12 protein-coding genes and 3 pseudogenes are annotated in these 13763 nt (G+C 58.4%); 7 read left to right on the top strand and 8 right to left on the bottom strand.

Annotated elements, in window-relative coordinates; translation table 11 throughout:
* Positions 1–561: 561 nt before the first annotated feature.
* Positions 562–939 carry a DUF2934 domain-containing protein gene (locus tag AC1DZ8_RS29270; protein WP_477308245.1) on the bottom strand — a complete coding sequence of 126 codons (378 nt, stop codon included), beginning with the start codon at positions 937–939 and terminating at the stop codon, positions 562–564.
* A 975-nt stretch (positions 940–1914) separates the two neighbouring features.
* Between AC1DZ8_RS29270 and AC1DZ8_RS29265 the strand changes: the two are divergent.
* From AC1DZ8_RS29265 to AC1DZ8_RS29250, 4 genes and pseudogenes are all read left to right on the top strand, one after another.
* A pseudogene (locus AC1DZ8_RS29265) lies at positions 1915–2550 on the top strand (molybdopterin cofactor-binding domain-containing protein); the annotation flags it as partial.
* Between the two features lie 169 nt (positions 2551–2719).
* Positions 2720–3130: a DUF427 domain-containing protein gene (locus AC1DZ8_RS29260; RefSeq protein ID WP_477308243.1), complete on the top strand. Its 411-nt coding sequence runs from the start codon at positions 2720–2722 to the stop codon at positions 3128–3130.
* A 29-nt stretch (positions 3131–3159) separates the two neighbouring features.
* Positions 3160–3576, top strand: coding sequence for an HD domain-containing protein (locus AC1DZ8_RS29255; RefSeq protein ID WP_477308241.1), 417 nt, complete (start codon positions 3160–3162; stop codon positions 3574–3576).
* Between the two features lie 101 nt (positions 3577–3677).
* Positions 3678–3914, top strand: a pseudogene (locus tag AC1DZ8_RS29250) (hypothetical protein); the annotation flags it as partial.
* Between the two features lie 4 nt (positions 3915–3918).
* Here AC1DZ8_RS29250 and AC1DZ8_RS29245 read toward each other — a convergent pair.
* Positions 3919–4032 (bottom strand): annotated as a pseudogene (locus tag AC1DZ8_RS29245) (short-chain dehydrogenase); the annotation flags it as partial.
* Here AC1DZ8_RS29245 and AC1DZ8_RS29240 point away from each other — a divergent pair.
* Positions 3977–4153: a hypothetical protein gene (locus tag AC1DZ8_RS29240; RefSeq protein ID WP_477308257.1), complete on the top strand. Its 177-nt coding sequence runs from the start codon at positions 3977–3979 to the stop codon at positions 4151–4153. The pseudogene AC1DZ8_RS29245 and the gene AC1DZ8_RS29240 sit on opposite strands and share 56 nt — an antisense overlap.
* A gap of 686 nt (positions 4154–4839) precedes the next feature.
* Here the strand turns inward: AC1DZ8_RS29240 and AC1DZ8_RS29235 are convergent.
* The 3 genes from AC1DZ8_RS29235 to AC1DZ8_RS29225 are packed head-to-tail and all read right to left on the bottom strand — an operon-like array spanning position 4840 to position 8769.
* On the bottom strand, positions 4840–6474 hold the full coding sequence (locus tag AC1DZ8_RS29235; RefSeq protein ID WP_477308239.1) for a family 1 glycosylhydrolase: 1635 nt from the start codon (positions 6472–6474) through the stop codon (positions 4840–4842).
* Between the two features lie 5 nt (positions 6475–6479).
* The gene (gene glf / locus AC1DZ8_RS29230; protein ID WP_477308237.1) at positions 6480–7610 is read right to left on the bottom strand and encodes a UDP-galactopyranose mutase; all 1131 of its coding nucleotides are present in this window, start codon (positions 7608–7610) and stop codon (positions 6480–6482) included.
* Complete coding sequence (locus tag AC1DZ8_RS29225) at positions 7603–8769, bottom strand: glycosyltransferase family 1 protein (protein WP_477402042.1); 1167 nt, start codon at positions 8767–8769, stop codon at positions 7603–7605. The genes glf and AC1DZ8_RS29225 overlap by 8 nt, the downstream gene beginning before the upstream one ends.
* A 172-nt stretch (positions 8770–8941) precedes the next feature.
* On the opposite strand from AC1DZ8_RS29225, the gene AC1DZ8_RS29220 reads away from it, so the two are divergent.
* Together AC1DZ8_RS29220 and AC1DZ8_RS29215 are read left to right on the top strand one after the other, a co-directional pair.
* A complete protein-coding gene (locus AC1DZ8_RS29220) occupies positions 8942–9766 on the top strand; it encodes an amidohydrolase family protein (RefSeq protein ID WP_477402040.1) in 825 nt (274 codons plus the stop codon).
* Positions 9766–10962: a glycosyltransferase family 4 protein gene (locus tag AC1DZ8_RS29215; protein WP_477308231.1), complete on the top strand. Its 1197-nt coding sequence runs from the start codon at positions 9766–9768 to the stop codon at positions 10960–10962. The genes AC1DZ8_RS29220 and AC1DZ8_RS29215 overlap by 1 nt, the downstream gene beginning before the upstream one ends.
* A gap of 27 nt (positions 10963–10989) precedes the next feature.
* Here AC1DZ8_RS29215 and AC1DZ8_RS29210 read toward each other — a convergent pair whose 3' ends face one another.
* From AC1DZ8_RS29210 to AC1DZ8_RS29200, 3 genes are all read right to left on the bottom strand, one after another.
* Positions 10990–11658: a methyltransferase domain-containing protein gene (locus AC1DZ8_RS29210; RefSeq protein WP_477308229.1), complete on the bottom strand. Its 669-nt coding sequence runs from the start codon at positions 11656–11658 to the stop codon at positions 10990–10992.
* Positions 11659–11782: 124 nt separating this feature from the next.
* On the bottom strand, positions 11783–11980 hold the full coding sequence (locus tag AC1DZ8_RS29205) for a hypothetical protein (protein ID WP_477402076.1): 198 nt from the start codon (positions 11978–11980) through the stop codon (positions 11783–11785).
* 1480 nt (positions 11981–13460) lie between these two features.
* Positions 13461–13685, bottom strand: a complete 225-nt coding sequence (locus AC1DZ8_RS29200; protein ID WP_477308225.1) for a hypothetical protein — start codon at positions 13683–13685, stop codon at positions 13461–13463.
* Between the last annotated feature and the right edge of the window lie 78 nt (positions 13686–13763).

The raw sequence follows: 13763 nt of genomic DNA, 5'->3' as shown, positions 1-13763 counted from the left end.
GCGCCGCAGTGGGAGCTGCTAACCAGCACCGGCCAAGGCGGGTTGGGGCCCGCCACCCTCAGACATAACTGAGTCTTTACGTGACGTCAGCTGCGGGTCTCAACGCGATCAATGACTAGGCGCTTTCGCATGTTCAAGATTGACCCGTAAGACGAAAAACGCCTATTCGTGATCACGCAACCGCGCTAGAAGCTTTCGCCAAAAACATGTCGTCTCTGCCAGACGAAGCGATGGACACCTCGTCCAGGTTATCTACGTCGTTCGTGAGAAGATCCTGATTTCTGCCAGCGTCCTTGGAGCGCATCAGCGCAGCGCCATTCATTGAGCAATTGGTCTCCGAGGGCTGACCGCTTACCATCGCAAGCGGCAAGACCCAGCGGCGGAACTAAGACAATTGAGGAGCGTTCACTTCCGGCAACTTTCAAGGGAGGAAATCATGCTGAGAGGCGGACTACTCTGGCTCCTCGGGATCCCGATCCCAATCATCATCATTTTGTGGCTCTTGGGGTATTTGCATTAGCCACCGCATTGCAAAGAAAGAAGCCCGCTTCGGCGGGCTTTCTATTTGCTGAAGTTCTGTTGGCCGGTCGCCAAGATCCGTGCAGCTTCCTCGATCGCTTCGCGGTCATGGCCCAACCTATCAATTAGGTCTTGGGCTTGGTCGCCTGTAATGCCGGTACGCATCGCCAGCGCATCTACCGTCATCACGTCGGAACTTGCGGTCTCAGCGCGCCGCGGCTTTCTCGTCTTGGCCGATAACACCGTGGCTCCGACGGCACTTGGTTCGGTAAATGCCTGCTCAGTTTCCAGTTGGTCCTCGCGCTCGATTTCTGCCTCAGCCTGGTGCCACTGACGTTCGTCAACGCCATGAACGCCGCCTTCGCGTTCCCAGATTTCGTATGCCCGTTGCTGAATTCTTTGGTGCCGATCGTCGCCCATGGCGATTCCTCCTAGTTACGATTCCGGTCAACGCGGGGCGAAGAAGTTTGATCCGCTTGGAATGGGAATTTGAGGGGTAGGCAGTTCGGAAGGTGTGACGGCGAATTAGGGCTAAGGAGCTAGCTGTTCTTCCGCAGGTTTTTCATACCAGGCACGGAATCTTCGGCGAAGCCTTCATATGATGCGAATCGGAGCGGCGACCATAAGGGCGCTGCCTGTTTCATTGGGATGGAGGAGCTTATCCTCGACATTGCCGATACACGGCGCCTTGGTCAGCTTCGCGGGCCAAATCGCGGCGACGCCGGACGGGCGGCAAAGGGATGACTACGAGCCTATAAAAGACGGACACCCATGGTGCCCGAAGTGTCACTTCATCGGCGCGCCATCGATCCTCGACGCCGTCGAGGACGATGACCCAGCCAACTCGCGCCTTTATTGTTGCTCCGCCGTCGAATGTCGCGAAGAGTATCGAGTCGGAGTGTGATGGCCGCGCTTTAAAGCGGGGATAATAGCGGGGAAAGAAGCGATTGTAACTCTTAAAATCGAACGAAAACAACGCACTAGGCGCACGAATTGGCTCGCCGGGATCGGCGAAGCCGCGAATTACGAATTCTCGATAACCCGTCGCCAAGATGCGCCTCAAGAACCCAAGATGCGAAAACGCGACCGAGACCGCGCAGAAGCACTTCGCCTTGCTGGCGGACAGCAACCGTCACTTCGAGACTGGGCGGTTGCCCTCGCCCGGAAAGGCGGTGAAGTGCGGACCTGTGACCTGACGGGCGCTGGAATACCGCGGTGTTACCTGTCCCGGATGTGCAAAGGGTCTGCTTGTGAAGATCGGCTACGGGCGGTATCGCGTAGCGGTGGTCTAGACCGCGAGGTCTTGACCCGCATCCATCGATCACGAATGCCACAAGCATCGGAATCGCGCGAGCGGCTTGGCCTAGCGCTCGATCACGTGACGGTCGAGTACGGAGACGATTGCTTAAGCTGGCCGGCAATGACTCGCCGCTTGCGGACCTGAGCGCCGACGAGGTGGGCGGGCTCAACGGCGGCCTGGCCAAGCTCGACGAGCCGGGTCGCCACGAGAGTTACGCCTCCGTCCTTTCACGCGCTAGACGCAGCGAAGTGACGGTCGAGGCCAGGGCTCCCCAGCCCATGGAAATGCAACACTGGTCGATGCATTCCTACAGCGCGATCTTTTCCGAAGTGCGTGTCAATTCCATCACCGGCGAGACGCGGGTCAGCTGCGTCCTGGGTTCCTTCGATTGCGGACGCATCTTCAATTCCAAGACGGCCGCCAGCCAGTTTCGTGGCGGCATCACAATGGGCCTGGGCTTGGCGCTGTTGGAGGAGACACAGTTCGACGAGCGCAACAATGGCCTGATCATGAATGCGAGCCTTTCTGAGCATCACATACCCACCCATTTGGACGTGCCAGCAATCGAGATCATTTGGACCGATATCCCTGATCCGCATACACCGATGGGTGCTTGCGGCGTTGGTGAGATCGGTATCGCCGGCATCGGCGCCGCTGTCGCGAACGCCGTTTTTAACGCAACGGGAAAGCGCATTCGTGACCTGCCGCTGACGCTTGACAAACTTATGTGACGTCTGGCGGCTGCGACCACTTACACGCGCATCCTGCTGGCACTTCAGCCGGCTGTCATTCGGCTTCATCAGACAAGCCGGAACCTGAAGCACCGCCGCGCATTTGGTTTCCATGCATGACGGGTAGAAATTGCGTCATGCAGTCAATCGCCAGCCAGGGAGAGTTCAAATGCAAACTTCAGGCGCAACTTCACAAGAGCATTTTGGCCGACTGGCCATAGAGCCGTTTTCCGGCACGGTGACGGTGCGATTTTCCGACGCCATAGTGGCTGCTACGGAACGGGCTAAGGTACTGCGGGAAGACGGACACAGGCCCGTCTTCTATGTCCCGTTCGAGGATATCTATTTCGACCTTTTCGAAAAGACCAGCACCACCAGCCGGCACCCGCTTAGAGGTACCGCAAGCTACTGGCGTGTCCACGCCGTCGGCAGTTCTTCGGACGATTTCATGTGGGCCTATGAAACGCCCGATACGGCTGCTCTGGCCATTGCACGTCACGGCGCTTTCGATCCGGAAAAGGCCCGTATTGATGTCGAACCTGCCGAGGACAACCGACACACGCCACATGTCGTCGACTAGGCAGAACAATCAAAGCGGCGACAGGCGCGATGAGCATTTTCTACCTGGCGGCAAAGATTGCGGAGCAAGTTCACGCGTCGCAGCGAGATAAAACCGGACGGCCCTACATCGAGCATTGCCGCCGTGTCGTCGCGGCTGTCGAGACGATCGATCAGAAGACAGTTGCCTACCTTCATGACGTTCTGGAGAAAGGCGAAGGCTGGACGCGCGCTAAACTTGAAGAAGCAGGCTTTGGGCCGACAATTGCCTCTGCGGTCGATGCCATGTCGCGCAGGCGCGATGAGGAGTATTTCGCTTTTGTCAGGCGGGCTGCGTCGAACCCGGTAGCGCTTCCCGTAAAACGCGCCGATCTGGAGGACAACATCTGGCAGTCGAGGCAGGTGGGACTGTCGGCGGCCAAATACGAAGAGGGCCTCCGCATACTTGACCAAGAGTTCTCCCAATAGCGGGCGCCCGGCGCTGGCGTAGCATTGAGCCAGCATGGCGGAGGTCTTGGAGTGTTGGCCACAACTCACTCGCTGATCTGGAGGGCATGAAGTGAAAGGGCCTGACGATCGTCATTCTGGCCCGGAAGAGCGAAAGAGGCCCCGGCGCCGTTGATGCATTTCCGTATGATCAAATGACAGTCGAGCGGTTCCGTGAGAATTTCCCGCGGGCGCGATGGAGCGACGAGCGCAAAAGCCGGTTTTTGCCTGGCAAGACGGCCGCGCGGCGCATCGATCGTTGGCTTGCGCGAGAAGCCGAACTGGTGGCCGCCCACGCAGATAGCAAGGGAAGGGATGCCCGTGAAATGTTCCTTCTGTCAGGTCGCTGAAGTCACTGGAATGGATCTGGAAAGCGGCGTTGTTGACCAGCACGTCGATCCTGCCAAATCTTTCGACCGTCAGCGCGACGGGGTTGCGACCAACGCATGCCGGGCAAAAAAGTTTGCGCAAAGACAAAGAAGCCTTCGATCGCCTGTTTCAGGTTTCGGCAGTCGGGGTCGCTATGTTTAACTCGGCGGCGAAGCAGGATGGCGTTTAGCGTGATGCACTGGCAATGGCTGCGGAACCATGCGGAACAACACGGGAAGGCTTTCGATTTTGGCCCACCAAAAAGTCAATGAAATCAAGTGTTTTCGTACATCCTCAGCGACTAACATCGTTGGGATTTGTCAATGGGTTACGACGCGGTTCGCCCAAATTGATCCAAGAGGCTGATCCAGCCCAGTCGCCGGCCGCATTTTCTAGTGCCGAATGGCAGTCTTGCGCCTATCTCGGCGGCGCCGTAAAAACCTCTCGTCTGTATCGTAGGCTAAGTCGCGGGCCGGGCGGACGTCGCGCTTAACCGCCTATTGGGCCGATCCTCGGGCACTGCGCGACGGGTAATCAGGTGCTTTAAAAAAGAGGAATGAGCCGCTTGGCAGCTAGGTAAATTAATCCTGAAGCCGCACGATTCCGGTCCCATCCCGCACCCTCTGCAAGGCTTATCAATTCATCGACGCGGGAGGCCAAGGCGGCATGGCAGTCAGTGTCATAACGAATTGCGTTTACGCGAGACGCTTGAGGAAGAGCGGGCGACGGACCAGAAACTAACCGAAATGGCTGAAAGCGGCGTGAACCGCCAAGCAGCCTGAGATCCCAGGCGCGGCGGCGGTTCGCCGATCCCTGCCGCCGCGCGCTTTTTCTAGGGAGGTCAATAGCACCGGCCGGCAACAGTACCGCACTGGATCAGCGCTGATGTGCCAAGGCAGCGGCATGTGCCGGGCGTTCGGCGACCCGGTACTGGTTGTCGCGATGTGCAGCGAGCAACTCGTAAGCTCCGGTGAGCCCATCGATCACAAGGTCGAGAAACGCGTTGCAGGCGGCAACCCAGTCCACGCCATCGGGCACCGCGAGCGAGAGCGTCTTGCCTGGGCAATAGGTGGCAAACAAAATGCTTGGTGAGCGGCGTCCGGTGCCCCCTACGCTTAACACAACCCATGCATCCGGCAATTCTGCCTGCTGGGGCGCCGCCCTCGCTGGTAGTCTCCGGCGGCTGCAACATTCTCCCAGGATCGAAAGCCGCCGGTCAAATCCTCTCAGTTGGATCGTTGGCGATTTTCCCATCCTGTGGCGCGGCGCACGCCACCAGCCCTTCTGTGCAAGGACGGGATGACCGAACGATTGCTTGTTCACCAGTGCCGAAATGGCATCGGCCATAATTGTCCGGCGCGGAAAATCCGCCCTCACGTCGAACACCCCGCATTCGTAGTATCCATCCTGGCGCATCATCATGGAATTCCAGTCCACGGCGCCGAACATTGACCAAGCGGTGATGGCCCGTACGTCAATGCCCCCAGCCGCACATTCAGTGGCAGCCTCCCATCCCTCCATGAACCAGCGCAGCTGTTCCTCGCGCGTGCAGGCGTTGTGCGCTTCTCCGATGGCCACCGGTAGATTGTAGCGGCGCCACACCTCGCGAAGGCGCGCGGCAAACCCCAGTTCGCAAGCTGGCGCGTCGGCGCGGAAAGCAGCGATGTCGACATAAGAAACGATGCCGTTGCCGCCGACCGGTTCTCGAGGGTGCCTTTCGACCCGATGGTCTAGGAATCGATCGCTGGTGAGGTAGTAGTCAACGCCGATCAGATCCGGCGTGCAGGGCGTGCCCTCCAACTCTGCCAGGTGGGCTGGATCGACACCGGCGTCGAGGAGGCGTTGATGGAACGGATGGCACTGACCAACATGCCCACAAAGCAGATCCAGCGATAACCATCGCCGACCATTCTCGTACTCAGCCTGATATGCCAACTCTGGGGTCGCGAATATCTTTCCGAAATCCTCGGTTTGCAGAAGGCGGGCATCGGGGATGACCTTGCGGATGGCCGACATTGCCTTGGCGATCGCGCGGCATTGGGCAACCAAAAGCCGGAAACAACTTGGCTCGTCCGCGCGGTGCGGGTGCCAGAATCCATATAGACCGCTGAGGCGAGCGGTCGTCATCGGTTCATTAATCGGCGTGAAAGTCCCTATCCACGGGTACCGACGTGCGAGCCTACCGGCAAACTCCGCGAGACGATCGGCAAAATCCGGGTCGAGAATGGACGTCCAGCACGGCCCGCTGCCATGGTGGACAAGGGCTGAAATTGGGTTGATGCCGAGTTCGCGCATGCGCTCAAACCGCTCGTCGTGCCAGCTCCACTCATCCTGCCCCTCCACCATCTCGACGTGTTCCCACGACACAGGATATCGAAGCGTTTTGATACCAAGGGAAGCGACGAGGTCTAAATCCTCGATGCGTTTTGAATGACCGGTTTCGGCGAGCTGATCGCGGATCACGCCACCGACACGAACCACACTGCACTCAATGCCGCCCCAAACTTCCACCCTGACTACCCCGCCGCGCTCCTGGCAAGGGATAGCTCAGGGCCGCCCGTCTTCTGAATGCGATTGAACGCGGCCAGTGCCTGACCAATCACCTGGTCCATATTGTAGTACCGGTAGGTTGCCAGCCGACCGACAAAAATTGCATTGGTTTGCTGAGTAGCGAGCCCCTCATATCGCTTGTAAAGCACTTCATTCTCCGCCCTGGGCACCGGATAGTAAGGATCGCCGTCATCCGTCGGATATTCGTAGGTCAGGCTGGTTTGAGGATGCTGCTGTCCCGTCATATGCTTGTATTCTGTGATCCTGGTGAAGGTCTCGGTCTGCGGGTAGTTGACGACGGCGACCGGCTGGAACCATGGCGTGTCGAGTGTGACGTGCTCAAAACGCAAAGATCGGTACGGCAATTTTCCGAGCCTAAAGTCGAAAAATTCGTCGATTGGACCGGTATAGATGAGGCGCCGATAGGGGATGACCTCTCGAACCTCGCGGTAGTCCGTTTGCAGCATCACCTTGATATTGGGATGGGCCAGCATCCGTTGAAACATGCGTGTGTAGCCGCTCGCCGGCATGCTCTGGAACGTGTCGGCGAAATACCTGTCGTCGCGATTGGTTCGTGTCGGCACGCGCGCCGTCACTGACTTGCTCAGCTGCGAGGGGTCGACCCCCCACTGTTTTCGCGTGTAGCCTTGGAAGAATTTCTCGTAGAGCTCCCGCCCCACCGTTCCCACGACCACGTCCTCGGCCGTGCGGATCTCTTCCACGCACTCTCTGCGTTCGGCCAAAAACCGCTCCATCTGGTCGGAGTTCAGGTCGAGGCCATAGAGGCGATTGATCGTGTCCAGGTTGATCGGGATTGGCAAAAGCTTACCGTCTACCTTGGCCAGCACACGGTGCTCATAGGGACGCCACGCCGTGAACTGGGACAGGTAGGCGACAATGGCTTCAGCATTGGTGTGGAAGATGTGCGGCCCATACCGATGCACAAGAATACCGGCTTCATCGTACCAATCGAAAGCGTTGCCGCCGATGTGAGTGCGACGGTCGACGATCAGCACTGTCTCTCCGCGCTGACTGGCTAGGCGCTCTGCTAAAACGCTTCCGGCAAAGCCTGCGCCGACGACGAGCCAATCAAACATGGTGGACCAAGCTCCTGAATCCCTGATTACGCAAAACCTTCGCGGGCTTGAGCAAATCGTGCATTGCGCTCCAGGTCGTGTCCCAAGACATTCCTGATAGGAAGGCGTCGACCTTGGCCACTTCACAGCCCTTGCGCAGAGCGGCATCGAGGGCGGCTGGCATCGAGTCTGCATCAGCAATGTCGACCAATCCGCGACGGCCGTAGGTTTGCACCACATCGACGATTGCAGTCGACACCACAGGTAGTCCGCCGGCTAGGAATTCAGGCGTCTTCGTCGGACTGATATAACGCGTCGCATCATTCAAGGCGAAAGGCATCCACCCCACGTCCCAACCGGCCATGTATCCGGGCAATTCGGCATACCGCTTGGCGCCCAACCAATGAATGTTTGAGCCGACGGGCAGCGTGGCCGGGTCGATCTTGACCACTGGACCGATCGTGACGAACTGGACCGTAGGCATAGCTGCAGCGGTTCGAGCCATCAGGTCGATGTCGAATCGCTCGTCGATGACTCCGAAGAAGCCTACGCGGGGATGGGCAATGCTCCGCTGATCTGGAGGGTCTGCCTGAGGCCGGCGCGCCTGATGGAAGTGTGCCGTGTCAATGCTGCTTGGAAACGCATGGACGGAGGAATGCCGGCGACGCTTCGACTCAAAAAGGCTCATGCCACCGGTGAACACGACATCGGCCTTGCCAAAGAGCTGCTCTTCCAGTCGCTCGAGTTCGGGAGGCGCGTTTTTGAAGGCAGAAAGTTCGTCCATGCAGTCATAGACGCAGACATCCTCCTGCAGCGCCTCGGTGAACTTGAGGGCCATAGGGGTATAGTACCAAGTCACCAAATGGTCGTGCTCGATGCCCGCGACGACATTCTCAAGCAGAATGGCGATAGCTCTGTCGACCTCAATTCCGGACTGACACTGCGGCAGTATCGGCGTCACAATTTCCAGGCCTGGCGCAACCGCCTTGCGGCGCAGAAGAGGTATCTGAACAGATTCGAAAAGGGGTTCCTCGAAGAACACAACGGCGTAGTCGGCCGCGGCGCGCGTCATCAAATGCTGCGGGCGTTGGAAAACAAAGTCCCACCGCAAGTGGGAAAAACAAATCAGAAGTGGTTTGTCAAAAGGCACGAGGAAGGGGTTGGATACAGTCTGATCCATTGCAACGTTCCCGCATTAGGGTTGGCTTGTGTTGGATCAAGTTCCGTTCGCAGCTCGGGTTCCACAGCGAGCCGGAATTTTGTTTTTCTTAGCCGGACATCAAAGGCACCACGATTTTTCACGATGGCTGGAACGGGTCACGCCTCCGTTAGTTGTCGGCGGGGAGGCGCCTATGATCGTTGATGCACACCTTCATACATCCGGCCGAGAGACGACGACGGATGTGCTACAGACGCTCGACGATGCGGGCGTCGATATCGCATTCCTGCTGGCGCCGTTCCTAACCCCGCCCTATTCGCTTAGTGACCGGGAGTCGCTGCGCGCTGGCAACAGATACCTTTCCGAGCTCGTCAAAGGCCACTCGGATCGGCTGATCGGGTTCGCGGTTGTCAATCCGCTCCATCCGCAATCAGCCGACGACCTTGAGGAGGCGGCCGCGCTTGCCGGCATTCGCGCGCTCAAGATGGTTCCGACCGGCTGGTATCCGTATGATGAGTGCGCTCATCGCGTGTACGCGGTCGCCGCGAGGCTTGACCTCCCCATATTGTTTCATAGCGGAATTTTCATTGACGGCCGATCTGGCCGGTTCTGCCGTCCCTCCTTTTACGAGGCGGTCCGCGATCATCCCGGCCTTCGGGTGACTTTAGCTCACCTTGGCTGGCCATGGTGTGACGAAGCCAACGCTGTGGGTGTTATCGACCGCATCAATGGAGTTGATCCAGCCGAGAGCCAGTTTCGCTTCGATCTGTCGTTTGGGCCACCTCCGATCTACCGCAACGAGGTTTTTCGCAAGGCAATCGACGTGATCGGGCCACGTTCTCTGCAATTTGGAAGCGACCGCTTCCTGCCGTGCAGTGGGGCTCACATCCACGCTGCGATGGACGAGGTCACGGCAATTCTCGATCAGCTCGACGTCGCGTCAGATGACCGAAATGCGATCTTGTCAGGGACGGCAATGGACTGGCTAAGGCTGCGCCCGTCGCAAGGAGGAAACTAATGGCCCGGACCCCGCGAGTGCTGCCAGGCGGCCAGACCGATGAGCGCACGCATGTCCTTGAAGTCTTGGGCAACGTCATTGTTGGCGGCATGGAAAATTACGTGCGCAATCTGGCTGCGAACCTGCCCTCGAACGAGTTCAAAGTCTCGCTCCTGTGCCCGTATGAAAGCCCTTACACCGCATTGCTGCGGTCTGAGGGCAATGACGTTTACATTGCGCCCCTGCGTGACGATCCACCTTGGAAGACAATCGAACTCATCTGCACGCTCGTTCGCGAAACCGGTATCGACCTGCTCCACGCTCACCTGATGAACGCGCATACCGTGGCCGCTATGGCGGGCCGACTGAGCGCGACGCCGACAGTTGCCACGCTGCATGGGATGAGCTTGCATCCGCAGGAAATCAGTGTGGCGCGCACAACCGGGAGCCACACCATTGTGGTGTGCCGCGAAGCCTGGTCGCAAGCACTTGCGGTGGGATTGTCGCCTGAGCGTGTGAGCCTCGTTCCTAACGGGGTCGATCTCGCAACGTATCATCCGATGTCGGCTGACCCCTTGGACTTCCGGCAAACGATCAACATCGGCCCTGACGATATGTTGGTCGGGTTCGTTGGCAGGCTGGCCTGGGAAAAAGGCCCCGACAAATTCCTCAAAGCAGCCGAATTCATACTGCAAAGGCGGCCCGAGGTGCACTTCGCAGTGGTTGGCACGGGGTCGATGGAAAAGGACCTGACCGCCACAATTCGTCGTGCGGGACTCGAGTCGCGCATCCATATGGTCGGGCTCGCGCGCGAACCCCATCGGATCTATCCGGCGCTAGATTTGCTGTTGCATACGTCGCGCGCTGACGCGATGCCGCTTACCATTCTGGAGGCTATGGCGTCTGGCGTGCCGGTCGTGGCTATCGGCGTCGGCGGCGTCCCGGAAATCGTCTCTGCGGGGGAAACCGGGATTCTTATAGGAACCACCGAATGGCCCGGCATCGTCTCGGAATATCCCGGCGACTGGGAAGGTGTTGCCCTGGCGGCAATCTCGCTGCTATCCAATCCCGCCAGGCTAAAGTCGATGGCTGGCGCGAGCGTGAGGCGGGCGCAATCCAGCTTCGATATCCGTCAGTCGGCCACTGTGACGAGCCATATTTTCCGTCAGTTGCTGGGACCTCGTACCGACAAGGCGCGCCTCCACTCCGTTCCCTGACCTCAGGATAGCACGAGCACAGCAGGATCAGAATTTGGTGGCCCTGATCCCGGTAATGACAGGGTAGAGCGGATCAACAACGTCAAGGCTTGCGCGGTCGATCTCCTCGAAAGAGAGGCCTTGCAGAAAGGCTGTGGCGGCAAGCACGTTGCCGAATTGCTGTACCTCCACTCCGGCCGCCCCGAACCTTTCCACGAACAGGCGTCGTGCGGCACTCTGTGTCATGGCCCAGAACCATTTTTCTGGCCCGTCCTGCGCGTCGATGGGAGTGATGCCTGGTACCGTCGCCAACACGACGCCACCTGGTGCCAAGGCTCGATGGATCGTAGCAATGGCACCACGCGCGTCGTAGATCATGTGCAGCGTCTGGGTCACGATGATGCAGTCAAGGCGCCCGGCTTCCACGGCATTCTCGTTCTGGAGATCGATGCAAATCGTGGCCTGAGGATTGGCACTTTCGGGTGAGTCGATAATGTCGGAAGTGACGACTCGTGCCAAACCAAAACGGAGCGTGTAGACATTGTCGCCGATCTCCGCGACGCGTCCTCGAATGTCCCCCGCATGACGCTGCAGGAAACTCTCGATGTAGTAACGGTCAAGTGGCGTGCCGCGATCGCCGCCAAATTTACGGCTTAGGGGCTCGACATCGCCGAGGTCTCCAAAAACCACCGTACCGGGCGCCGGGATAATGCGCATGTGTGATTAAACCGCGCGGGCGTAGCGCAGCAAGGATCGTACCGGGTCGCACCGTTCAGGCCCACCCGACCTGGGGGCAGATCGCTGGCACAACGGTGAGGCATTTCCGCGGAGTCCTTTTGGATCAGCCATCGGCTTTCTTCCTCGCTGCCGTCGCATTTTGACCGCTGGGAGCCGTTGTCTTTGCGTCCTTTGAGTGAGCTGCCAAAGCGGGACCAGCGCCGGTCGCCTTACGCATGTCGCCGCTGCGCTTTTCTGGCTGTTCTTTTTTGCCCAAGAGGCCGGAAAAATACTTCCCGAAAAACCCCATCATTTCCTCCACGTTCAAGCATTTCAGATATGCCTAATAGGAATTTTCCGGGAGATGATTTGTTCCCACCCGGAGCACTTCGAGGTTTGATGTCGTTCAACTCCGGCAGGGTCGCGCGATGCGGCGCTTTTTGGTAGACCTCGATTTGCCGCCGAGGCTGTGGAACGTCCTTAGCTGATCTACGTTGCCGATAATCTCCAATGAGGACACTTCGGTATGGTGATGTTCGCCGAGACCAAGGCCCAACAGATAGTTGAAGACGGACTGCTTTCGACTGAAGAAAAGATCGCGCAGTTGTGCGAATTGGACGCTCGTCTCGACGCGTCAAGGTCGGTCTGTAACGTCGCCCCTTGTTGGCGGCTTGTGGGCTTAGATGCACTGAGGAAAGCGTTCACCGCATGGGTGTCCCCGATGTCCAATAGAGCGAATTGCCTAAGCAAACCGGTATCTCGCGGTTCAATAGACGGCGAGCGATTGTCATTGGTCAACTACCGTTGCATAAAGCCGGCCGGCTAAAGTCTTGACGTTTGCCGAAATGCGCGTGAATTTTGTGATCGCCGATCCACCTTGGCGATCGAGGAACGAGCAATGCAGGGCCGAAGGTCACACGCGCGGACGGGGCAATACGGCGCAGATGAATTCGCATCGAAGCACGGCTTGTCCGAGAAGTCGGCTGCGATCATTCTCAATCTTTATGGACCATCCAGGCCGGCATGCGATGCCGCTGCAGCGGCTTTCAAAGACGCGGTCGCACAGCGGCAATGCGGTCGAGAACCCAACGACGATATGCGGCGTCGGTGGACCCGTTTAATCCTCAATGTGCCGCTGGTTGTGACGGCTGCACCCCTTGCTGGTCCCCGCCTGTGCTGGACTGCGGGGTTGGATTCTTGTCCACCTTGGGATTTTGGTCGATCGGCTGGCTGTTAACACTATCAGACTGAGATTGAACTGGATCAGTTGATGCCGGGTTTGGGCTGGTGCTCACAGGCGCCTGGCTGTCTTGCTGGTCTGTCGACGGTCCTTTGATGACTACGCCATAGATTTCGGCGACACCCCAGGCGGCAATGGCTAGCAGCAGCGTGGCTATGAGCACAACAAGGACGGGCCTGCCAAGAGGGCCTTGTCGGGCTTGGTTCTCGGGAACGTTGTTCGTCATAGGACACCTCGGGAAAGAAGTCTGGCCCTTGCCTGCGACCGGCGGGCCGACCGAGACGAGGAACATCTTGGCCAGCGGCAGGGACCGATAAAACGTAGTACGTCAGCTCAACCTTGACTGGTCTCAAAGGTTCCGGCCGTTGAGAGACAGTTCCATGACAAACAACAATGAAGCATCGATTTCTGCGACTGCCCCAGTCGCTTGGACCTGGGTCGGCAAGTCTCCGATCGGCTTGGAGTGCCGAAGCCTGTGTGACGCGCATGCGCCTCCGGAAGACTGTAGGCAGCCAATTGCAAAGATGTGGGGACAGAAGCGCTCATAAACGAGCAAATATGCCTATACTTTGGCAAGAGCCAAGTCTTGGCCTGCGCTGAGCCTCAACTCTCTCAGCCGGGCGGTCTTGGCATCTCTGGCCTGGCGTTCGGCGTCGATCAGCTTGCGCGCTTCACGATCGGCTCGTTCAAATTTTTCCTTGTCGATTCGACGTTTTGCCAAGGCAGCCTCCTGTTTTGCCGGCTTGTTGGAAACTTCGTCGTCTAGATCAATGCGGACTTTTCCCATCGGCTCACCGAGCCTATATCCGCGTAAAATCTGCGAGTGCTAACCGCCGCCGTTGGCCCTCCGCGTAGGCCAAGGCAA

The sequence above is a fragment of the Mesorhizobium sp. P2_F7 genome, from assembly GCF_056403695.1.
This window is presented reverse-complemented; position numbering and strand designations above follow the sequence as displayed.

Bases quoted from the DNA above. Each gene is read 5' to 3' on its own strand.
- AC1DZ8_RS29215 (WP_477308231.1), top strand. From the start codon at position 9,766: ATGGCCCGGACCCCGCGAGTGCTGCCAGGCGGCCAGACCGATGAGCGC.
- AC1DZ8_RS29220 (WP_477402040.1), top strand. From the start codon at position 8,942: ATGATCGTTGATGCACACCTTCATACATCCGGCCGAGAGACGACGACG.
- AC1DZ8_RS29270 (WP_477308245.1), bottom strand. From the start codon at position 939: ATGGGCGACGATCGGCACCAAAGAATTCAGCAACGGGCATACGAAATC.
- AC1DZ8_RS29225 (WP_477402042.1), bottom strand. From the start codon at position 8,769: ATGGATCAGACTGTATCCAACCCCTTCCTCGTGCCTTTTGACAAACCA.
- AC1DZ8_RS29255 (WP_477308241.1), top strand. From the start codon at position 3,160: ATGAGCATTTTCTACCTGGCGGCAAAGATTGCGGAGCAAGTTCACGCG.
- glf (WP_477308237.1), bottom strand. From the start codon at position 7,610: ATGTTTGATTGGCTCGTCGTCGGCGCAGGCTTTGCCGGAAGCGTTTTA.
- AC1DZ8_RS29210 (WP_477308229.1), bottom strand. From the start codon at position 11,658: ATGCGCATTATCCCGGCGCCCGGTACGGTGGTTTTTGGAGACCTCGGC.
- AC1DZ8_RS29260 (WP_477308243.1), top strand. From the start codon at position 2,720: ATGCAAACTTCAGGCGCAACTTCACAAGAGCATTTTGGCCGACTGGCC.
- AC1DZ8_RS29200 (WP_477308225.1), bottom strand. From the start codon at position 13,685: ATGGGAAAAGTCCGCATTGATCTAGACGACGAAGTTTCCAACAAGCCG.